Annotated in this window: 20 protein-coding genes; 11 read left to right on the forward strand and 9 right to left on the reverse strand. The window is 72.8% G+C overall.

Features of this window, described 5'->3' with window-relative positions; translation table 11 throughout:
- Positions 1-130: 130 nt before the first annotated feature.
- The 5 genes from ACIGAQ_RS30980 (at position 131) to mscL (ending at position 4,331) form a co-directional block, all read left to right on the forward strand.
- Complete coding sequence (locus ACIGAQ_RS30980; protein WP_311681596.1) at positions 131-1,423, forward strand: MFS transporter; 1,293 nt, start codon at positions 131-133, stop codon at positions 1,421-1,423.
- Positions 1,424-1,490: 67 nt separating this feature from the next.
- Positions 1,491-1,805, forward strand: coding sequence for an FmdB family zinc ribbon protein (locus ACIGAQ_RS30985; RefSeq protein WP_399788776.1), 315 nt, complete (start codon positions 1,491-1,493; stop codon positions 1,803-1,805).
- Positions 1,806-1,959: 154 nt separating this feature from the next.
- Positions 1,960-2,829 (forward strand): S-methyl-5'-thioadenosine phosphorylase, encoded by an 870-nt coding sequence (locus ACIGAQ_RS30990; RefSeq protein WP_399789406.1) that lies wholly within the window; start codon positions 1,960-1,962, stop codon positions 2,827-2,829.
- Between the two features lie 281 nt (positions 2,830-3,110).
- The gene (locus ACIGAQ_RS30995) at positions 3,111-3,716 is read left to right on the forward strand and encodes an RcpC/CpaB family pilus assembly protein (RefSeq protein WP_399788778.1); all 606 of its coding nucleotides are present in this window, start codon (positions 3,111-3,113) and stop codon (positions 3,714-3,716) included.
- Between the two features lie 156 nt (positions 3,717-3,872).
- Complete coding sequence (gene mscL / locus ACIGAQ_RS31000) at positions 3,873-4,331, forward strand: large conductance mechanosensitive channel protein MscL (RefSeq protein ID WP_311681592.1); 459 nt, start codon at positions 3,873-3,875, stop codon at positions 4,329-4,331.
- A gap of 52 nt (positions 4,332-4,383) precedes the next feature.
- Here mscL and ACIGAQ_RS31005 read toward each other — a convergent pair whose 3' ends face one another.
- Positions 4,384-4,563, reverse strand: a complete 180-nt coding sequence (locus ACIGAQ_RS31005) for a hypothetical protein (RefSeq protein ID WP_094053445.1) — start codon at positions 4,561-4,563, stop codon at positions 4,384-4,386.
- A gap of 56 nt (positions 4,564-4,619) precedes the next feature.
- On the opposite strand from ACIGAQ_RS31005, the gene ACIGAQ_RS31010 reads away from it, so the two are divergent.
- The 4 genes from ACIGAQ_RS31010 to ACIGAQ_RS31025 all read left to right on the forward strand — a co-directional run bounded on the left by ACIGAQ_RS31010 (position 4,620) and on the right by ACIGAQ_RS31025 (position 9,368).
- Positions 4,620-5,849 (forward strand): low temperature requirement protein A, encoded by a 1,230-nt coding sequence (locus ACIGAQ_RS31010; protein WP_399788783.1) that lies wholly within the window; start codon positions 4,620-4,622, stop codon positions 5,847-5,849.
- Between the two features lie 146 nt (positions 5,850-5,995).
- On the forward strand, positions 5,996-7,036 hold the full coding sequence (locus tag ACIGAQ_RS31015) for a P1 family peptidase (RefSeq protein ID WP_399788786.1): 1,041 nt from the start codon (positions 5,996-5,998) through the stop codon (positions 7,034-7,036).
- A 188-nt stretch (positions 7,037-7,224) separates the two neighbouring features.
- Positions 7,225-8,442, forward strand: coding sequence for an Ig-like domain-containing protein (locus tag ACIGAQ_RS31020; RefSeq protein ID WP_399788789.1), 1,218 nt, complete (start codon positions 7,225-7,227; stop codon positions 8,440-8,442).
- A gap of 179 nt (positions 8,443-8,621) precedes the next feature.
- Positions 8,622-9,368 (forward strand): DUF6227 family protein, encoded by a 747-nt coding sequence (locus ACIGAQ_RS31025; RefSeq protein ID WP_311681586.1) that lies wholly within the window; start codon positions 8,622-8,624, stop codon positions 9,366-9,368.
- Positions 9,369-9,384: 16 nt separating this feature from the next.
- Here the strand turns inward: ACIGAQ_RS31025 and ACIGAQ_RS31030 are convergent, their stop codons facing one another.
- From ACIGAQ_RS31030 to ACIGAQ_RS31050, 5 genes are all read right to left on the reverse strand, one after another.
- Positions 9,385-9,540 (reverse strand): hypothetical protein, encoded by a 156-nt coding sequence (locus tag ACIGAQ_RS31030; RefSeq protein WP_399788792.1) that lies wholly within the window; start codon positions 9,538-9,540, stop codon positions 9,385-9,387.
- A gap of 119 nt (positions 9,541-9,659) precedes the next feature.
- Complete coding sequence (locus tag ACIGAQ_RS31035) at positions 9,660-11,822, reverse strand: fructose-specific PTS transporter subunit EIIC (RefSeq protein WP_399788795.1); 2,163 nt, start codon at positions 11,820-11,822, stop codon at positions 9,660-9,662.
- A 175-nt stretch (positions 11,823-11,997) separates the two neighbouring features.
- The gene (gene pfkB, locus ACIGAQ_RS31040) at positions 11,998-12,945 is read right to left on the reverse strand and encodes a 1-phosphofructokinase (RefSeq protein WP_311681583.1); all 948 of its coding nucleotides are present in this window, start codon (positions 12,943-12,945) and stop codon (positions 11,998-12,000) included.
- On the reverse strand, positions 12,942-13,703 hold the full coding sequence (locus tag ACIGAQ_RS31045; RefSeq protein WP_311681582.1) for a DeoR/GlpR family DNA-binding transcription regulator: 762 nt from the start codon (positions 13,701-13,703) through the stop codon (positions 12,942-12,944). Before ACIGAQ_RS31045 ends, pfkB begins: the two co-directional genes overlap by 4 nt.
- Before the next feature lie 160 nt (positions 13,704-13,863).
- On the reverse strand, positions 13,864-15,351 hold the full coding sequence (locus ACIGAQ_RS31050; RefSeq protein WP_399788799.1) for an MFS transporter: 1,488 nt from the start codon (positions 15,349-15,351) through the stop codon (positions 13,864-13,866).
- A 61-nt stretch (positions 15,352-15,412) separates the two neighbouring features.
- Between ACIGAQ_RS31050 and ACIGAQ_RS31055 the strand changes: the two genes are divergently transcribed.
- Positions 15,413-16,384: a helix-turn-helix transcriptional regulator gene (locus tag ACIGAQ_RS31055; protein WP_399788802.1), complete on the forward strand. Its 972-nt coding sequence runs from the start codon at positions 15,413-15,415 to the stop codon at positions 16,382-16,384.
- 155 nt (positions 16,385-16,539) lie between these two features.
- Here ACIGAQ_RS31055 and ACIGAQ_RS31060 read toward each other — a convergent pair whose 3' ends face one another.
- The 3 genes from ACIGAQ_RS31060 to ACIGAQ_RS31070 all read right to left on the reverse strand — a co-directional run bounded on the left by ACIGAQ_RS31060 (position 16,540) and on the right by ACIGAQ_RS31070 (position 19,903).
- Positions 16,540-17,262 carry a TetR/AcrR family transcriptional regulator gene (locus ACIGAQ_RS31060; RefSeq protein ID WP_399788805.1) on the reverse strand — a complete coding sequence of 241 codons (723 nt, stop codon included), beginning with the start codon at positions 17,260-17,262 and terminating at the stop codon, positions 16,540-16,542.
- A gap of 416 nt (positions 17,263-17,678) precedes the next feature.
- Positions 17,679-18,677, reverse strand: a complete 999-nt coding sequence (locus tag ACIGAQ_RS31065) for an RNA polymerase sigma factor RpoD/SigA (protein ID WP_094053437.1) — start codon at positions 18,675-18,677, stop codon at positions 17,679-17,681.
- A 440-nt stretch (positions 18,678-19,117) separates the two neighbouring features.
- On the reverse strand, positions 19,118-19,903 hold the full coding sequence (locus ACIGAQ_RS31070; protein ID WP_311681578.1) for a class III extradiol ring-cleavage dioxygenase: 786 nt from the start codon (positions 19,901-19,903) through the stop codon (positions 19,118-19,120).
- A gap of 86 nt (positions 19,904-19,989) precedes the next feature.
- On the opposite strand from ACIGAQ_RS31070, the gene ACIGAQ_RS31075 reads away from it, so the two are divergent.
- Positions 19,990-20,523: a MarR family transcriptional regulator gene (locus ACIGAQ_RS31075; protein WP_311681577.1), complete on the forward strand. Its 534-nt coding sequence runs from the start codon at positions 19,990-19,992 to the stop codon at positions 20,521-20,523.
- Positions 20,524-20,578: the final 55 nt, after the last annotated feature.

Here is a 20,578-nt window from a genome sequence, read left to right on the forward strand (position 1 = left end):
CGACCGTATGGCGGTCGGGACGCCCCTCCTCACCGGGCCCCGGCATCTACCGCAGTTCCGCGCAAGAGGACAGCTCTCGGCGCCGCCCGCTGACGGGGCCGCGCTACCAGGCGGCAGAAAGGCACGGGCCGTGGCATCCACGGTCACCTCGAAGACGTCGGAGAACCCGTCGGCTTCCGCCCGCCCGGGATACGGCCGGCTGCTGCGCACCCGCGGCGCCTGGACGTTCCTGCTCCCCGGTTTCGCGGCGCGCCAGCCGTTCGCGATGCTGACGATCTCCATCGTGCTGCTGGTGCAGCACACCACCGGCTCCTACGGCGCGGCGGGCGCCGCCGCGGCCGTCACCGGTGTCTCCATGGCCCTGTTCGCGCCCTACAGCGGCCGCCTCGCCGACCGCTACGGGCAGCGCGCCGTGCTGATCCCGGGTGTGCTGCTGCACACCCTGTCCGGGCTGACGCTGACGGCACTGGCGCTCATGGACGCGCCCCTGTGGGCGCTGTTCGTGGCGGCCGTCCCGACCGGCGCCTCGGTGCCGCAGGTCGGGCCGATGGTGCGGGCCCGCTGGGGCGTCAAACTGGGCGACTCGCCCCTGATGAGCACCGCGGCCGCCTTCGAGTCCGTCACGGACGAGCTGACCTTCGTCGTCGGGCCGCTGCTGGCCACCGCGCTGTGCACGGCCGTCGACCCGGCCGCGGGCCTGGTCACGGAGGCCGCGCTCACCCTGGTCGGCGGTCTGCTGTTCGCCGCGCAGAAGAGCACCCAGCCCTCGGTCGCGCGCCGCGGCCACGCGCGCGTGGAGCACGTCCCGGCCCTGCGCGTGCCCGGTGTGCGCGTGCTGATCGTGACGTTCCTGGGCATCGGCACCGTCTTCGGCGGCATGCAGGTCTCGCTGGCCGCGTTCACCGAGTCGATCGGCGAACCGGGCCTGAACGGCGTCCTCTACGGCGTCTTCGCCGCGGGCAACATGCTCTCCGGCCTGGTGTGCGGCGCGATCGCCTGGAAGGTGGCCCCGCAGCGGCGCCTGGTCGTCGGCTACACCGCGCTCGCGCTGGCCGCGTCGGGCCTGTGGGCCGCCCATTCCGTGCTGGTCCTCGCCGGCCTGGGCCTGCTGGTCGGCGTGTGCATCGCGCCCGCCCTGATCACCGGTTACACGCTGGTCGAGAGCCTCGTCCCGGCCGGTGCCCGCACGGAGGCCTTCACCTGGCTGACCGGCGCGGTGGCACTCGGCCAGGCCGCCGCCGTCACGGTGGCCGGACAGCTGGAGGACCGCCTGTGGGACGGCGCCGGCTTCCTGGTGCCGATGGGCGGCACGGTGCTGGCTCTGCTGACCCTCCTGTCCCTGCGTTCCCGGCTGTCCGCGCGGGGCTCCGGACGGACCGTCGCACGTGGCGTGGGTCACCGCGTGCCGGTGGCAGTGGACTGAGCGGCCGGAATACGTCACTATGGAGCGTCGTTAGCACTCATCGAGTGAGAGTGCCAGGAGGAAGACAGTGCCCACCTACCAGTACCAGTGCACCGAGTGCGGCGAGGGCCTCGAGGCGGTGCAGAAGTTCACCGATGACGCCCTGACCGAGTGCCCCAGCTGCCAGGGCCGCCTGAAGAAGGTGTTCTCGGCGGTTGGCATTGTCTTCAAGGGCTCCGGCTTCTACCGGAACGACAGCCGCGGCTCCTCGTCCAGCAGCTCTCCGGCGTCGAAGTCGTCGAGTTCGTCCTCCTCGTCGTCCTCCGACTCCGGTTCGTCGAGCTCGTCGAGCTCGTCGTCGAGCGCGGGCAGCTCCACGAGCAGCAGCACGACCGCCGCGTAAGGCCTTTTTCTTCCGGGACCCTGTTGCCCCCCGGGGCGACGGGGTCCTCGGCGTTTCGGCGTGCGGTTAGGGTGCGGGCATGGCGAACAACGCGAACGCGGAGACCCCGGCGGACTCGGCGGAGACCCCGGCGGACTCGGTGGGCAAGGGGATCATGGGGAGCAGGGGGGGCACGGGCAGCCCGGAGGGCGCGGAGGGTGCCGGGATCGGTGTCATCGGCGGATCCGGGTTCTATTCCTTCCTCGACGACGTGACCGAGGTCCGGGTCGACACCCCGTACGGGCCGCCCAGCGACTCCCTCTTCCTGGGTGAGGTCGCCGGCCGGCGGGTCGCGTTCCTGCCCCGGCACGGACGCGGCCACCACCTGCCGCCGCACCGGATCAACTACCGGGCCAACCTGTGGGCCCTGCGGTCCGTCGGTGTGCGCCAGGTGCTCGCCCCCTGCGCGGTGGGCGGTCTGCGCCCCGAGTACGGGCCGGGCACGCTGCTGGTACCGGACCAGCTGGTCGACCGCACCAAGTCCCGCGCGAACTCCTACTTCGACGGACTGCCGCTGCCAGACGGCACGGTGCCGAACGTCGTGCACGTGTCGCTGGCCGATCCCTACTGCCCCACGGGGCGGGCCGTCGCGCTGAAGGCGGCGCGCGGGCGGGAGTGGGAGCCGGTGGACGGCGGCACGCTGGTGGTGGTCGAGGGGCCGCGCTTCTCGACCCGTGCCGAATCGTTGTGGCACCAGGCGCAGGGCTGGTCGGTGGTGGGCATGACCGGCCACCCCGAGGCGGCTCTCGCCCGCGAGCTGGAGCTCTGCTACACGTCCCTGACGCTGGTCACCGACCTCGACGCCGGTGCGGAGACCGGCGAGGGCGTCTCGCACGACGAGGTGCTGCGGGTCTTCTCGGCGAACGTCGACCGGTTGCGGGGCGTGCTGTTCGACGCGGTGGCCGGGCTGCCCGGGGTGGACGAACGGGACTGTCTGTGTGTGGGCGCGCTGGGCGGGATGGACCCGGGGTTCGCGCTGCCGTAGCCGGCTGTCTGCCGGGGTGATGGGCGGGGTTCCCCACGAGGGCGGTGGATCGGGGTGACCCGGCCGGTGATGCGCCGGGTGACCCGCAAGGGCGATGCGCCGGGCCGCTCGCCCGGTCGCCCGCCGGGCCGCTCGCTCGTGGGGCGGGAGCCGGAAGGTGCCGTTCGGGTGAGGGAGTTGTCCACAGGCCGGCGGTACGTCCACAGGCCTGAGCGGGGTGCGGCGGGGACGCCTCATCGTGGGGAGCGCAAGCCGGTCCCTCGTCGCAGGTGGTGGTCCCCGTGTCTCTCGCTCGCCCTTCGTTCGCGCCGTCGTCTCCTTCCTGGTCCGTCGCACCCGGCCCGCCCGGGGCCGAGGTCCCCGCGACCCGCGAGGTGCCGAGGTTCGACCCGGTACGGGTGCGCGGCCGGTGCCGCTCGGGCCGGCTGGTACGGCATCGGCGGCGGGCCGTGGCGGTCGGGCTCGCGGTCACGGCGACCGCGCTGGTGGCGGCGGGCCCGCGCGCCACGGACGGGGCCCGCGGTCATCCCCGCGCGCAGGCGCCCGCCCGCACGGCCCCGGTCTCCGGTGAGCAGGCCGCCCGGGACCGCCGCGCGGCCGGTGCGGTGACGGCCCCGGTCCGGATCGCCGACGCCGCGACCGTACGGCTGCTGCGGCCCGGTGACCGGGTCGACGTCATCGCCGCCGAGGAGACGGCGAGGGGCGGGGACGCCCGGGTCGTCGCGAGCGGAGCCAGGGTGACGGAGGTGCCGGAGCCGGAGGCGCCGGAGTCCGTGGCGGGTGCCTCGGACGGCGGGGCGCTGATCGTGCTCTCGGTGCCGCGTGCCACCGCCGCCCGGCTGGCCGGCGCGAGCGCCACCGCCCGGCTGGCGGTGACGCTCTGGTGACCGGCGTGAGGGTGAGGGGGACGGACGCGCTGCCGCGGTGCGCGATGCCGTCACGTCCCTCGTTGGGGGGACCCACGTGCCCGGTTCGGCCCAGGGGTGCCGTAGGTTGCGGAGCGTTTTGTTCCACAAGCTGCTCGTACGAGGAGAGGCCCCCAGGTGAGCGTGAAGAAGGATCCGAGCGTCTGGGAGGGCTTCAAGGCCTTCCTGATGCGCGGGAACGTCGTCGATCTGGCGGTGGCGGTGGTGATCGGTGCCGCCTTCACCAACATCGTCAACGCCGTGGTGAAGGGGATCATCAACCCGGTCGTCGGTGCCATCGGGACCAAGAACCTCGACCACTACAGCTCGTGCCTGAGCTCGACCTGCGAGGGCGAGCAGGGCATCCGGATCCTGTGGGGTTCCGTCCTCGGCGCCACCCTGAGCTTCGTGATCACGGCGGCGGTCGTCTACTTCCTCATGGTGCTGCCCATGGCGAAGTACCTGGCCCGGGTGGAGGCCCGCCGGAAGGCGAAGGAGGGCACGCAGGAGGTCATCGAGGTGACCGAGCTGGAGGTGCTGAAGGAGATCCGGGACGCCCTGGTCGCGCAGCGCGGCTCGGGGCACGACCGGCAGTAGCCCCCGGGACGGCCGCGGCCCGGGCCCGGCCCGCGGCGGCAGCCCGGCTGCGTCAGAGGTGGTGCGGCGGCTTCTCGTCGAGGAAGCGCTTGAGGTCGGCCGCGCCACCGCCGGAGTCGGTGCGCTCGCCCCAGCCGCGGTCGGTGTCGTCGGAGGACTGCTGGTCGAGCGGGTCGTCGAAGACCAGCGCGGGCTTCGGCGCGCGCGGCTCGGGTTCGGGGGCGGTGCTCATGCGTCCAGGGTACGGTCGCGGAGAAAATCCCGGCGCCTTCTGTTGTGCTGGGAGTCATGACCTCCAGCACCTCTCCCCCGCCCGACCTGTCCGACGTGCCCGGCGGCCGGGGTTCGCTGCGCCGGCTGAGGGCCCGGGGCCGCGACGAGGAGCACCGGACGGCCTCGCCGCTGGAGCTCTTCTTCGACCTGTGCTTCGTCGTGGCCGTCGCCCAGGCCGGCATCCAGCTGGTGCACTCGGTCGCCGAGGGGCACGCGGTCGAGGGGATCGTCGACTACGCGATGGTGTTCTTCGCCCTGTGGTGGGCGTGGATGAACTTCACGTGGTTCGCCTCGGCGTACGACAACGACGACGTCCTGTACCGGGTGGTCACGCTGGTGCAGATCGCGGGTGTGCTGGTCCTCGCCGCGGGCGTCTCCCAGGCGTTCGAGGAGCACGACTACCTCCTGGTGTGGCTGGGGTACGCCATCATGCGGCTCGCCCTGGTGGCCCAGTGGCTGCGGGCGGCTCGTTCGAGCGAGGGCCCGGAGCATACGACGGCCCTGCGTTACGCCGGCGGTGTGCTGCTGTGCCAGGTCGGCTGGCTGGGGCTGCTGTTCCTGCCGGAAGGGGCCCGGCCCTGGTGGTTCCTGGTGATGGCCCTGCTGGAGATGTGCGTACCGCCCTTCGCGGAGCGGGGGTACGCCACGGCCTGGCATCCGCGCCACATCGCGGAGCGGTACGGGCTGTTCACCATCATCGTGCTCGGCGAGACGATCGCGGCGGCCACGGTCGCGGTGAAGTCCGGCGTCGACGAGAACGACGCGCTGGGCGAGCTCCTCCCCATCGCGGCGGGCGGGCTGCTGATCATCTTCGCCGCGTGGTGGCTGTACTTCGTGGTGCCCATCCACGGCCATCTGCGCTCCAACCGGCAGGCGTTCCTGTGGGGCTACGGCCACTATCTGGTGTTCGCCTCGGCGGCCGCGATCGGGGCGGGGCTGGAGGTGGCGGTGGAGCAGACGGTCGGCAAGGCGCACATCTCCACGCTGGCGGCGTCGGCCGCCGTGACCCTGCCGACGGCCCTGTACCTGCTGACCCTGTGGGCCCTGCACTCCCGGCACTTCAAGGTGGGCATCACCCAGCAGCTGGTGCTCCCGACGACGGCTCTGCTGGTCATCTGCTGCACGTTCCTGGGCGACTGGGCGGTGTTCACGGCGGGCGTGGTGTGCGCGCTGTCGGTGGTGGTGGGCGAGACGCTGGCGACGCGCCCCGCCAGGATCCACGCCGCGTCGGGCCGGCCGGCCTGAACTCGCACCGGCCACGGCACCGGGCCGGGCCAGGCCGGGCCGGCTGAGACAGCCCCGCCGCCCCGGTCGACGCGATCCGGCGGATCGAACCGGCACCGGCCACCGTGCCGGTCCGCGCGGGTCGCCCTCTGGACGAGACTGTCGCCATGACAGACGAGGCTCGGATGGACGCCCTGACGGATGTGGCCGGTCTGCGGGTGGGTCACGCCACCCGCTTTGGTGACGGCTGGCTCACCGGCACCACGGTCGTGCTCGCCCCGGAGGGCGGGGCCGTGGCCGCCGTGGACGTACGGGGCGGTGGCCCCGGCACCAAGGAGACGGACGCGCTGGACCCGCGCAACGTGGTGCGGAAGGTCGAGGCGGTCGTCCTGACCGGCGGCAGCGCGTACGGGCTCGACGCGGCGTCGGGGGTGATGGCCTGGCTGGAGGAACGGGGGCGCGGGGTCCGGGTCGGGGCGGACCCGGCGCACGTGGTGCCGGTGGTGCCCGCCGCGTGCGTCTTCGACCTGGGGCGGGGCGGCGACTTCCGGGCCCGTCCCGACGCGGCCCTGGGGCGGGCCGCGGTCGAGGCGGCCGCGGCGAGCGAGCCGGGCGCGCGAGTGCCGCAGGGGTGCGTGGGCGCGGGCACGGGCGCGGTCGTCGGGGTGATGAAGGGCGGCGTCGGCAGCGCGAGCACGGTGCTCGGCTCGGGGGTCACGGTGGCGGCGCTGGCGGTGGCCAACGCGGCGGGATCGGTGCTGGATCCGGAAACGGGGGTGCTGTACGGGGAGTTGTTCCAGGGGCGGGTGGAGTACCCGCGGGCGGAGGTGCACGAGGCCGCGCGGCGGCGGCTCGCCGAGACGTCCGCGCGCAGCGCGCCGCCGCCGCTCAACACCACGCTCGCCGTGGTCGCCACGGACGCCGAGCTGACGAAGGCGCAGGCGCAGAAGCTGGCCGGCACGGCTCACGACGGCATCGCCCGTGCGGTGCGGCCGGTGCATCTGCTGAACGACGGGGACACGGTGTTCGCGCTGGCGACGGGCGACCGCGCCCTGGACGCGGCCGACCCGCTCGCGCTCAACGAGGTGCTCGCGGCGGGCGCCGACGTCGTGACGCGGGCCATCGTCCGGGCGGTGCGGGCCGCCACGCCCGTCGACGGCCCGGGCGGGACGTGGCCGTCGTACGGCGAGCTGTACCCGGGTCACTGAACGGGCCGTTCCCCGTCCGCCGAACGGCCCTTGCGCGCGCGGTGGTGTCACGGCGGAGCCGGACATTGTCGCGGTTCTGTCACGTGACGGCGTTCACCGCGCACGGACGGAACCCGGTCGGGTGCCGGTCCCCTCTTCTCCCACGTACTGGAGCGGATCACGCACATCACATCAACTGGGAGCAGCCCGTGACAACGCCGGACATTGCAGCGCGGCGCGTACTGGGGGCCTGTGCCGCCCTGGTGGTCGGCGCCCTGACGCTCACCGCGTGCGGTGGCAGCGCCAACGCCAAGGACGACGAGAAGGGCGGCAAGGGCGCCACGAAGACGTCCGTGGCGAAGATCGCCATCTCGGCGAAGGACGGCTCGACGGGCGCGTCCATCAACGCGACCGGCGTGAAGGTCAGCGACGGCAAGCTGACGGACGTGAAGATGACGGTGGCGGGCAGCGGGCAGGCCGTGCCGGGCTCGCTCTCCTCCGACGGCCGGGTATGGAAGCCGAAGGAGCAGCTGGAGCGCGGGACGAAGTACCGGATATCGGCGACCGCCAAGGACGCCGACGGCCGGACGGCCGCGGCCAACTCCATCTTCACGACGGTCACGTCGTCGAACAGCTTCATCGGGACGTACACCCCGGACAACGGCACCACGGTCGGGGTGGGCATGCCGGTGTCGTTCACCTTCGACAAGGCGATCACCGACCGCAAGGCCGTGCAGTCGCACATCTCGGTCACGTCCAGCAGCGGGCAGAAGGTCGTCGGGCACTGGTTCAACGGGCAGCGGCTCGACTTCCGGCCCGAGGAGTACTGGAAGGCCGGGTCCAAGGTCACGATGAAGATCGACCTGGACGGGGTCGAGGGCGCGAACGGCGTCTTCGGCGTGCAGAAGAAGACGGTCACCTTCACCGTCGGGCGCTCGCAGGTCTCCACGGTCGACGCGAACACGCAGACCATGACGGTGGTCCGGGACGGCAAGACGCTCAAGTCGGTCCCGATCTCGACCGGCGACGCGCAGCACACCACGTACAACGGACAGATGGTGATCTCCGAGAAGTTCGTGCAGACGCGGATGAACAGCCGCACGGTCGGCCTGGGCGGCGAGTACGACATCCCGGACGTGCCGCACGCGATGCGCCTGACGACCTCGGGGACGTTCCTGCACGGCAACTACTGGTACAACAAGGGCAATCCGCCGTTCGGCCGCCAGGGCACCAGCCACGGCTGCGTGGGTCTCGCCGACGTCCGGGGCGCCGGGGGCGACACCCCCGCCAAGTGGTTCTACGACAACTCCCTGATCGGGGACGTGGTGATCGTCAAGAACTCGCCCGACAAGACGGTGGCACCGGACAACGGGCTCAACGGATGGAACATGCCGTGGAGCCAGTGGGTCGCGGGCAGCGCCTCCTGACCCCCCGAAGTACCGCTCCAGCAGCGCTTTTTGACGAACCGGCCGGGCCGCGCGGGAACTTTTCGCGCGGCCCGCGCGTTTTCCTGGACGTACGTTTTCTCGGTTCCCGGACATGATGTCCGACCGAGGGGCTACGGTATGCACCCACAAGGTGACATGCAGCAACGCCGGGAGAAACCTTGAGCGTTCCGTACGAGACGGCAGCGTACGAACCCCATGACTCGCCCGAGTCTCCGGAGGAGCACCTCGCGCGACTCCTCGGCCGTGCCCTGAACTCCTTCGAGCTACCGGACGAGACACTGAGGCGGCTGGACTGCGCGCTGGCGCACGACGGTTCGCTGCACTCCGCGCACCACAGCGCGGGCCTGCACCGGGAGACGTACCGGCACACGTGGCTGCTGGCCGACGGCTCGGCCCTCACGCTCTGGGAGCTCGTCCACAACACCGCGCCGGGCATGGAGCCGCAGCACGAGGTGTACGTCGACGAGGAGGAGCTGCGTGCCGCGACGTCGCGACTCCCCCTGCCGCCGGACACACCGGACTTCGAGCTGCCGGTGACGGTGCAGCTGTCTCCGGCGCCCACGCCCCGGCACGCCTACGCGGCGGACGACTCGGCGGACCACGCACGCCGTTTACTGCGCCGGGCGGAGAACGCGGACCGGCCGGGCGGGGACACGGCGGCCCGGCTGGCCACGGCGTCCGGCCACCTGATCACGCAGGCCTTCGGCCGCCCCTGCCGCGCGGGCCGGGCGGGCCTGGGCTTCTCGCTCTACGAGCACGCGTTCCTGCTGCGCGACGGCGAGGAGCTCTCCCTGTGGGAGGTCGAGCACACGGCCACGCCGGACGGTCGCCACATGTGCGAGGTGTACGTGAGTGAGGACGCGGCGCGGGAGGCGATGGAGCGGCGGGCGGCGCAGCTGTCGTGAGCCGCGCCGCAGCGGTTCAGTCGCCTTCGGCGAGGTGGCGTACCAGCGCGGTGAAGGCGTCTCTCTCCTCGGGGGTCAGTTCCACGGACTCCGCCCGGGAGCCCGTCTGCCGCTGCTGCGGGAGGGCGGGGAGGGAGTGGCCCTCGGGCCACCGGGAGACGTGATCGGGCATGCGCCCCAGTAGACACCACGGCCCGGGACATCGGTCCCGGGCCGTGATTTTCGTGATCTATCTCGCAGGCGGCATGAACAGCTCACACACCCCGAAAGGGACGGCCTGCCGCGGACACCTCAGGCCGCGACCGGCTGCTTCCGCTCCGCCGCCGGGGCCGTGGCGCCCTCGCCGGAGGCCGGTGCGGCCCCGGGAGCCGGCTTGCGCAGACCCTTGAGGACGACGACCAGGGCGGTGGTGACGCAGACGCCCGCGGCGATGGCGACCAGGTAGAGCAGGGGGTTGCCGATCAGCGGGACCACGAAGATGCCGCCGTGCGGGGCGCGCAGGGTGGCGCCGAAGGCCATCGACAGGGCGCCGGTGAGGGCGCCGCCCGCCATCGAGGCGGGGATGACGCGCAGCGGGTCGGCCGCGGCGAAGGGGATCGCGCCCTCGGAGATGAAGGAGGCGCCGAGCACCCAGGCGGCCTTGCCGTTCTCGCGTTCGGTCGGGGTGAAGAGCTTGCCCCGCACGGTCGTCGCCAGGGCCATCGCCAGCGGCGGGACCATGCCGGCCGCCATCACCGCGGCCATGATCTTCATGGCCGAGTCGCTGGGGCTGGCGACGGCGATGCCGGCGGTGGCGAAGGTGTAGGCGACCTTGTTCACGGGACCGCCGAGGTCGAAGCACATCATCAGGCCGAGCAGGGCGCCGAGCAGGATGGCGTTGGAGCCGGACAGGCCGTTCAGCCAGTCGGTCATGCCCTTCTGGGCCTCGGCGATGGGCTTGCCGATGACGACGAACATCAGGAACCCGACGATCGCCGAGGAGATCAGCGGGATCACCACCACCGGCATGATGCCGCGCATCGCCGCCGGGATCCGTACCTTCTGGATCGCGATCACCACGCCACCGGCGATGAGACCTGCGGCCAGACCGCCGAGGAAGCCCGCGTTGATGGTGAGGGAGATCGCGCCACCGACGAAGCCGGGCACCAGGCCGGGCCGGTCGGCCATGCCGTAGGCGATGTAACCGGCCAGGACGGGGACGAGGAAGCCGAAGGCGACGCCGCCGATCTGGAAGAGCAGGGCGGCCCAGCTGTCGGCCTGCGTCCAGATGAAGTGGTCCATCACCGACGGGGCCTTGTTGATCTTGTATCCGCCGATCGCGAAGCCGAGGGCGATCAGCAGACCGCCCGCCGCGACGAACGGCACCATGTAACTGACGCCGGACATCAGCCACTTGCGCAGCTTGGTGCCGTAGCCCTCGCCGGAGTCGCCGGAGCGCTCCACGGGCGTGGTGGGTGCGGATCCGGCGGTGACCTCGCCGCGGGCGGCCTTCTCGCGGACCTCGGCGATGAGCTCGGCGGGGCGGTTGATGCCCGCCTTCACGCCGACGTCGACGGTCGGCTTGCCGGCGAAGCGTTCCTTCTCCCGTACGGGCACGTCGTGGGCGAAGATCACGGCGTCGGCCGCCGCGATGACCTGCGGGTCGAGCCGGGTGAAGCCGGCCGAGCCCTGGGGCTCGACGGTGAGTTCGACGCCCGCCTCGCGGCCGGCGTTCTCCAGCGACTCGGCCGCCATGTAGGTGTGGGCGATGCCGGTGGGGCAGGAGGTGACGGCGACGATCCGGAACGGCCGGGTCCCGCCCGCGGCGGTGCCGTCCCCCTCGCCCGCGGCGGTGCCGGCGGTCTCGCCGGTGGCCGTGGCGGCGGTCCCGCCGGCGGCCGTGGCGGCGGTCCCGCCGGTGGCGGTGCCGTCGGCCTGGTCGGTGGCCGTGGCGGCGGCGGGAGAGGCCGCTCCCGCCGACGCCACGGGGTCTTCGGAGGCCGGCCCGGCGGCCTGCCCAGCGGCCTGCTCCGGCGCGTCGCCGCGGATCAGCGCCGCCGCGGCCGCCGGGTCGCCCACCGCGCGCAGGGCGTCGGTGAAGTCGCTGTTCATCAGCTGCCGGGCCAGCGACGACAGGATCGTCAGATGGGCGTCATCGGCACCGGCCGGTGCCGCGATCAGGAAGATGAGGTCGGCCGGGCCGTCCGCCGCGCCGAAGTCGATCCCGGCCGCGCTGCGCCCGAAGGCGAGGGTCGGCTCGGTGACGTGCGCGCTGCGGCAGTGCGGGATGCCGATGCCGCCGTCCAGGCCGGTCGGCATCTGGGCCTCGCGGGCGGCCACGTCGGCGAGGAAGCCGTCCAGGTCGGTCACCCGGCCCAGGGCCACCATGCGCTCGGCGAGGGCACGGGCCGCCGCTTCCTTGGTGTCGGCGGACAGGTCGAGGTCGACCAGCTCCGCCGTGATCATGTCGCTCATCGCGGGCTCCTTAGCACGCGTATCGCCCGTGCAGTGGGGTGGGCGGAAAGGGGGACGGGGGTGCGGTGGGGGGTGACGAGAGTGACTGCTGTGACCTGGGCGACGGCGGGGACCGGCGGGGAGGTCCGCCGCCCGGGCGTCGGTGGGTGCTGCTCGGCGTGCGTCACGGCGCCGGTCATGACACCGGCTCCGTCAGCGCACGGTCCGCGGGCAGGTCGGCCGTGACCGTCACCGCCGCCGGGTCCAGGTCGGCCGGCGTGGGCATGACGCTGCCGGGCAGCCGGACGGCCGCCGCGCCGTGGGCGACCGCGGAGGCGAGGGCCTCCGGGCCGCTGCCGCCGGCGATCAGGAAACCGGCGAGGGAGGAGTCGCCGGCGCCCACGTTGCTGCGCACGGCGTCCACCCGGGCGCTGCCGAACCAGGCACCCCGGTCCGACACGAGCAACTGCCCGTCGGCGCCCAGGCTGGCGAGAACGGCCCGGGCGCCCATCTCGCGCAGTTCCTCGGCGGCCTTGACGGCGTCACCGACGGTGGCGAGGGGGCGGCCGACGGCCTCGGACAGTTCCTCGGCGTTGGGCTTGACCACGTCGGGGCGTTCGCGCAGGGCCGCGAGCAGGGCGGGCCCGGAGGTGTCCAGGGCGATCCGGGCACCGGCGGCGTGCGTGCGGGCGACCAGGTCGGCGTACCAGTCGGGGGCGAGGCCGCGCGGGAGGCTGCCGCAGCAGGCGATCCAGGAGGCGTCGCGGGACTGCTGCCGCACCGTCTCCAGGAGGAGTTCCCGCTCGGCGTCGGTGAGTTCGGGGCCGGGCGCGTTGATCTTCGTCAGGACGCCGTCGGCCTCGGCCAGGGCGATGTTGGAGCGGGTGGCCCCGGCGACCGGGACCGGGGCGACCTCGATGCCCTGCTGGTCGAGCAGGTCGGCGACGAGCGCGCCGGGGGCGCCGCCGAGCGGCAGGACGGCCACCGTGCGCTGCCCGGTGGCGGCGACCGCGCGCGAGACGTTCACGCCCTTGCCGCCCGGGTCCATCCGCTCGCCGGTGGCGCGGATGACCTCGCCGCGGTCGAGGGACGGCACCTCGTAGGTGCGGTCCAGGGACGGGTTGGGGGTGACGGTGAGGATCATGCGCGCACTACTTCCGTGCCGCCGCGCTCGATCGCGACGGCGTCTTCGGGGCTCAGCCCGCTGTCGGTGATCAGCAGGTCCACATCGCCCAGGTCGCCGAAGCGGGCGAAGTGCTCCTGGCCGTGCTTGGAGGAGTCGGCGAGCAGCACCACGCGGCGGGCGGCGGCCACGGCCGCGCGCTTCACGGCGGCCTCGGCGAGGTCGGGGGTGGTCAGGCCGTGTTCGGCGGAGAAGCCGTTGGCGGCCACGAACAGCACGTCGGCGCGGATCTCGCCGTAGGCCCGCAGCGCCCAGGCGTCGACCGCCGCGCGGGTGCGGTGCCGTACGCGGCCGCCGACGAGGTGGAGCTGGATGCCGGGGTGGTCGGCGAGGCGGGCCGCGATGGGCAGGCTGTGCGTGACGACGGTGAGGGAGGCCTCCAGCGGGAGGGCGGCGGCCATGCGGGCCACCGTCGTACCGGCGTCGAGGATCACCGTGCCCTCGGTGGGCAGTTCCGCCAGGGCGGCCTTGGCGATGCGGTCCTTCTCGTCGGCGGCCGTGGACTCGCGCTCGGCGAGGTCCGGCTCGAAGTCCAGGCGCCCGACCGGGATGGCCCCGCCGTGCACCCGGCGGACCAGACCGGCGCGGTCCAGGGCCTTCAGGTCCCGGCGGATCGTCTCCGCCGTCACCTGGAACTCCTCGGCCAGCGACACGACGTCCACTCGGCCGCCGTCACGGGCGAGCCGGAGGATCTCCTGCTGCCGTTCCGGTGCGTACATGCCCGTTCGCCTCCGCCTCATGCCCGAACGTGTGGTTTCAGCGGGAGGCTACGCCGAGATTTCCGCGAAGTAAACAGGTTCGGACCCAATCGGGCATGATCGGAAACGCGGGCGGGCCCGGCACCCGAGGTGCCGAGCCCGATGAGTCCCGATCGCCGCCCTAGGGGACCAGCACCGGCTCCGCCGCCGGCGCCTGCTCACCCTCGACGTGCTGCGCGGGCCGCTTCGGCAGCGCGAACATCAGCAGGAAGATGGCGCCCATGACCGCGGCGACCCAGCCCAGCGCGTTCTCGAAGGCGTCCGCGAAGGCCGGACCGACCTGCTCCGGGCGCAGGTGCTCGGCGATCGTGCCGAAGAAGACCACCGAGATCAGCCCGAGCCCGAGCGCGTTGCCCATCTGCTGCACGGTGTTGATCAGGCCGGAGGCCGAACCGGAGTGCTCGCGCGGCACCTCCGAGAGGATCGCGTCGGTCAGCGGCGCGACGATCAGGCCCATGCCGACCCCCATCACGACGAGCGGGAGGGCCATCTGCCACGGGCTGATCGCGAGGCCGTAGTGGCCGGACTCCCAGATGTAGAGCAGCACCCCGGCCGCCATCACCAGTGCGCCCGCCTGGAGCACCTTGCGTCCGAAGCGCGGCACCAGCATCTGCACCGACATCCCCGCGGCCGCCGACACGGCGATCGAGAACGGCACCCCGGTCAGTCCGGCCTTCAGCGGGCTCCAGCCCAGCCCGATCTGCATGTACAGCGTCCAGACCAGGAAGAACACACCGAGCGCGACACCGAAGACGGTCTGCACGGCGATCCCAGCCGCGAAGCTCTTGACCTTGAACAGGGACAGCTCCACCAGCGGCGAGCCGTCCCGCGCGGCCTTGCGCCGCTCGTACGCCACCAGTACCGCGAGGACCACCAGCGAGCCGGCCATGGACAGGTACCCCCACAGCGGCCAGCCGAGCTCACGGCCGCGGGTGAGCGGGTAGATCAGCATCAGCAGACCCAGCGTGACCAGCGCGACGCCCACGAGGTCGAGCTTCAGGGCCCGCGGCGCCCTGGACTCGGTGATGAAACGGCTGCCGAGGAGCAGGCCGGCGACCCCGACGGGCAGGTTGATCAGGAAGATCGAGCGCCACTCCCAGCCGAACAGGTTCCACTCGGTCAGCAGCGCGCCGAGCAGCGGACCGGACACGGCGCCGAGGCCGACGACCGCGCCGAACAGCCCGAACACCTTGCCGCGCTCGTGCGCCGGGAAGGTCGCGTGCACGATCGACAGCACCTGCGGCACCATCAGCGCCGCCATGGCGCCCTGCAGGAACCGTGAGGCGACCAGCATCTCGGGGTTCACCGCGAGCCCGCACAGCGCGGAGGCGACGGTGAAGCCCCCTATGCCGACGAGGAAGACCCGCTTGCGGCCGTGGATGTCGCCGAGCCGTCCGCCGGTGATCAGACCGGCGGCGAAGGCGAGGGCGTACCCGGCGGTGATCCACTGGATCTCGCTGAAGGACGCGCCCGCGTCCCGCTGGATGGACGGGATGGCGATGTTGACGATGGTCACGTCGACGAGGTCCATGAAGGCCGCGGTCATCACGATCGCGAGGGCGAACCAGCGACGGCGGTCCGTGCCGGGAGAGGTCTCGGTGGAGTTCATGCTGCGACAGTAGAACGCCAGTAGGTCAGATCGTGTCCTACTGTTGGGGCATCCTCACCTCATGACGACGGACACCCCGGCCCGGCTGCTGACGCTCCTCTCCCTTCTCCAGACGCCCCGCGAATGGCCCGGCGGCGAGCTCGCCGACCGGCTCGGCGTCTCCCGCCGCACGGTCCGGCGCGACATCGACCGGCTGCGCGAACTCGGCTATCCCGTGCAGGCCACCATGGGCGCCGACGGCGGCTACCGGCTCGTCGCCGGAAAGGCCATGCCGCCGCTCGTGCTCGACGACGAGGAGGCCGTGGCCATCGCGGTCGGCCTGCGCGCGGGGGCGGGCCACGCGGTGGAGGGCCTGGACGAGGCGTCGGTGCGGGCGCTGGCCAAGCTGGAGCAGGTGCTGCCCGCCAGGCTGCGCCACCGCGTGACCACGCTCCAGGCCGCGACCACCCCGCTGACCAGCGGCGACGGGCCCAGCATCGCGCCCGAGACGCTGACCGTGATGGCCTCGACGGTGGCCGGGCACGAGCGGCTGCGGTTCGCCTACCGGGCCGCGGACGGCACCGAGTCGCGCCGCCTCACCGAGCCGTACCGGCTGGTGTCGACGGGCCGCCGCTGGTACCTGGTGGCGTACGACCTCGACCGGGACGACTGGCGCACCTTCCGCGTCGACCGGGTGAGCGAGCCCTTCGCCACCGGGGCCCGGTTCGCACCGCGCGAGCTGCCGACGGGGAACGCCGCGGAGTACCTGCGGCGCTCGATGCAACGGCAGCAGCGGAGCTACGACTTCGAGGTCACGTTCGACGCACCGGTCGACTTCGTCGCCGCCCGGCTGCCCGCGTGGCTGGGCACGCCCGAGCCGGTGGACGAGCACAGCTGCCGGCTGCGCGGGTCCGTGGGGGACGCGACGCAGTGGGTGGCGTTCCGGCTGGCCATGCTGGAGTGCGACTTCACCGTGCACGAGCCTCAGGAACTGGTCGACGCCGTGCGCGAGTTGGGAGCGCGACTGAGCAGAGCGGCCGGTGCGGGAGCGTGAGGGGCCGGGGCCGAGCGTGAGGGGCCGGGGCCGAGCGTGAGGGGCCAGGGCGAGAGCGTCAGCGGCCGGGGCGGGAGCGTGAGGGGCCCGGGTTGGGAGCCTGAGGGGCCCGGGCCGGGAGCGTGAGGGGCCCCGGCCGGGGTGCGACCTGGGCGTCACGCCCCGAAGGGGAAGTCCCGTAGCGCCGCCAGGTTGCGCAGCGCCAGGTCGGCCGGGCTCTCCGGGCCCTCCGCCGGTCCGTCCCCCTCCGCCCAGCCTTCGAGCGCGGTCCGCACGGCGGCACTGGCGACGGCCGCCGCGAAACGCAGCCCAGGGTCGGTGCAGCGCGGCTCGGTGTCCGCGAAGCCCTGCTCAGAGGCGTCGGCAACGTTGTCGCTCCCGTCCGCCCCCGCAGAGCCCTCGGGGGCACCGGCACGTGTCACCCGCTGCGCAAGCACCTCCCCCAGCAGACGTTCCGAGTCCTGGCACACCTCCGCCCACACCCGGCGCAGCGACGGGTTGGCCGCGGCCAGGCGCAGGAGCGTGCGGACCCACTGCCAGGAGGACGCCGAGACGCCGACGCCCGGGGTGAGGGTGTGACGGACCCCGTCCTCCAGGGCCTGCGCGACGCTCAGCGTGGCGGGCGCGGCCCGGACCGCCTCCACCCAGCGCTGGGCACCGGCCGCGTACAGCGGGGCGACGGCCTCCTCCTTGGTGGCGAAGTACCGGTAGAAGGTGCGCGGTGCGATACCGGCGGCCTGGGCGATGTCCTCCGCGCGGGTGGCGCGCAGTCCGTGCCGCACGAAGAGACCGGCCGCCGCCCGGGCGATCTCCATGCGTGTCTCGGCCTTGCGCCGCTCGGTCAGCGAGGCCTGCGGGGTCGGGGTGGTGCTGCTCACGCCCGGCAGGCTATGCCCATGTGACACAATCTGCCATCTGGCGGGCCACCCCGTGGTTCAGGTACGGGGTGGCCCGCCCTCCAGCGGCACCTCGGCGCGGGCCGGCCCGGTGCGCACGGAGAGAGCCGGGCCCCGGCGTCCGGGGGGAGGGACGCCGAAGCCCGGCCTCGGGAGAGTCCCGGCCGCCGGGGGGAGTGCGACGGGACTTGGTTCTGCGGGGCCGGGGGTGTGGCCCCGGGCCCGAACTGGTGGACCCGGAAGTCTTGTTCCCGGAGCCCTGCGTGTTGAAGCGGCGTTACACCGCCATGTTTGCGCGGTCTTTCGCCACCCGGCGTACGCGGTGACCGCCGGGCGCACACGAACCGTCACCCAGGGGCCACGGCTCGTGCGCCGGGGCGATCAACGCTGATCGCCGGTCAGGCCGCCGCGTCGAATCCGGTGCTGCGGGCCAGCTTCTTCAGCTCCAGCAGCGCGTGCTTCTCGATCTGGCGGATGCGCTCGCGGGTCAGGCCGTGCTCCTTGCCCACCTCGGTCAGCGTGCGCTCGCGGCCGTCCTCGATGCCGTAGCGCATCTTGATGATGGAGGCCGTGCGCTGGTCGAGTCGGCCGATGAGGTCGTCGAGCTCCTCGCTGCGCAGCAGCGTGAGCACCGACTGCTCGGGCGACACCGCCGAGGTGTCCTCCAGGAGGTCGCCGAACTGGGTCTCGCCCTCGTCGTCCACCGACATGTTCAGCGAGACCGGGTCGCGGGCCCAGTCCAGCACGTCGGTGACGCGCTCCGGCGTGGAGCCGAGCTCGGCGGCGATCTCCGCCGGCTCCGGGTCCCGGCCGTGCTCGCGGTTGAACTCGCGCTGCACACGGCGGATCCGGCCGAGCTCCTCCACCAGGTGGACGGGCAGGCGGATCGTGCGGGACTGGTCGGCTATCGAGCGGGTGATGGCCTGGCGGATCCACCACGTGGCGTACGTGGAGAACTTGAAGCCCTTGCGGTAGTCGAACTTCTCGACCGCGCGGACCAGGCCGGCGTTGCCCTCCTGGATCAGGTCCAGCAGCGGCAGACCGCTGCGGGGGTAGCGCCGGGCGACGGCGACGACCAGGCGGAGGTTGGAGCGGATGAACACGTCCTTGGCGCGCTCCGCCGCCGCGACCAGGGCTTCGAGCTCCTCGCGGGTCGCGTCCGTCTTCGTCTCCTCGTACCCGTCGAGGACCTGCCTCGCGAACACACCCGCCTCGATGACCTGCGACAGCTCGACTTCCTTGGCTGCGTCGAGCAGCGGTGTGCGCGCGATCTCGTCGAGATACATGCCGACCAGGTCGCGGTCGGCGATCTCGCCGCCATGGGCGCGAACACTGCTTGCCGCGTCGGCCGTCTCGCCGGTGGCGGACTGACGACGGGCGACGGCACGGGTTGCCATGCGTGCTCCCTTGCGATGTGAGGTCAGCGGGTGGTCCTTCGGACGCCTGACTCCGTCTTCCGGACTCTCTCCGGACTCTCCTCGGGTGCCCTGCATCCGATGGAAACAACGACTGGAATCAGGACAGAATTCCCAACCGTGCCTCCAATTTTTCTGATCATGCAGTACCCTGTCGGGCCGCTGCCCGGTCCAGGAGGAGGCGCGGTACCGCCGGAACGTACGGAGCCGCAGGTCAGACCAGGAGCCGAAGACGGCCTCCCGGCCCTCACCGGCCTCTTCCGCCCCCACGTACCTGAGACGGCGATCACACACAGCGCCGCGGCCGTCACTCCGGAGGACCGGAATCCCGGCCGCTCCGCCCTGGAAGACGGGCCGCGGCCCCTGATGGTTGCCGCGGTCCGGGACCGAAGCCGCCCGCCGGGAAGCCGCCGCGGGGCGTCTCAGCCGAACTGCACCGACCGCTTCGCCAGCCCCATCCAGAACCCGTCGATCACCGACTTCTGCGCGTCCAGTTCACCGGTGGCGTCGGCCGCGCCCATGGTCACGAAGAGCGGGGCGAAGTGCTCGGTGCGCGGGTGGGCCAGCCGCCCGGCGGGCGACTTGCGGGTGAAGTCGAGCAGGGCGTCCACGTCCCGCGCCTCCAGCGCGCGCCGGCCCCAGTCGTCGAACTCCGCCGACCAGGCGGGGATGCCGCCCTGCCGGAGAGCCGCCAGGTTGTGGGTGAAGAAGCCCGAGCCGACGATCAGCACGCCCTCGTCCCGCAACGGGGCGAGCCTGCGGCCGATCTCCAGCAGCCGGACCGGGTCGAGCGTCGGCATGGAGACCTGGAGGACCGGGATGTCCGCGTCCGGGTACATCTCGACCAGCGGGACGTACGCGCCGTGGTCGAGACCCCGGTCGGGCACGTCCTGCACGGGCATCCCGGGGGCGCGCAGCAGCTTCCGCACGGACTCGGCCAGCTCCGGTGCGCCGGGGGCGTCGTACCTCACCCTGTAGTAGTGCTCGGGGAAGCCCCAGAAGTCGTAGACCAGCGGGACGGTCTCGGTGGCGCCGAGGGCGAGCGGGGCCTCCTCCCAGTGCGCGGAGACCATGAGGATCGCCTTGGGCCGGGGCAGGCCCGCGGACCAGGCGGCGAGCTCGCCGGGCCAGACCGGGTCGTCCGCCAGGGGCGGTGCGCCATGGCTGAGGTAGAGAGCGGGCATGCGCTCCTGAGTGGCGGCGGACATGCTGCGGCTCCTTCCGTCCGTGGTACTTGAAAACTGTACGACGCACTTGTTTAAAGTTCAAGGAGAGTCCGCGTAGAGTGGAACGCATGAAGGCACCCGCATCCGCACCGGCAACCGGCTCCACCGCGGAGCCCCAGGAACCACGCTGGCTCACCGACGAGGAGCAGCGCGTCTGGCGTTCGTTCATGGAGGGCGTCACCCTCCTCGACGACCATCTGGACCGTCAGCTCCAGCGCGACGCGGGCATGCCGCACGTCTACTACGGCCTCCTGGTGAAGCTGGCCGAGGCGCCGCGACGGCGGCTGCGGATGACCGAGCTGGCGATGCTGGCGAAGATCACCCGTTCCCGTCTCTCGCACGCGATCGCGCGCCTGGAGAAGAACGGCTGGGTGCGCCGCGAGGACTGCCCCGACGACAAGCGCGGCCAGTTCGCCGTGCTGACGGAAGCGGGCTACGAGGTGCTGCGGGAGACCGCGCCGGGCCATGTCGAGGCCGTGCGGCAGGCGGTCTTCGACCGGCTCACCCCGGAACAGCAGAAGTCCCTCGGCGAGATCATGCGGATCATCGCCGAGGGACTTCAGCCGGCCGAAGCCGGTGCGGACCTGCCCTGGCTCCGCTGAGCCGGGGCGGGTCCTGGATTCCGCGGGTCCGGGGCGTCCCCTTCCCCGTTCCCGC

Source organism: Streptomyces sp. NPDC085932, assembly GCF_044540525.1.
Taxonomy (GTDB): domain Bacteria; phylum Actinomycetota; class Actinomycetes; order Streptomycetales; family Streptomycetaceae; genus Streptomyces; species Streptomyces levis.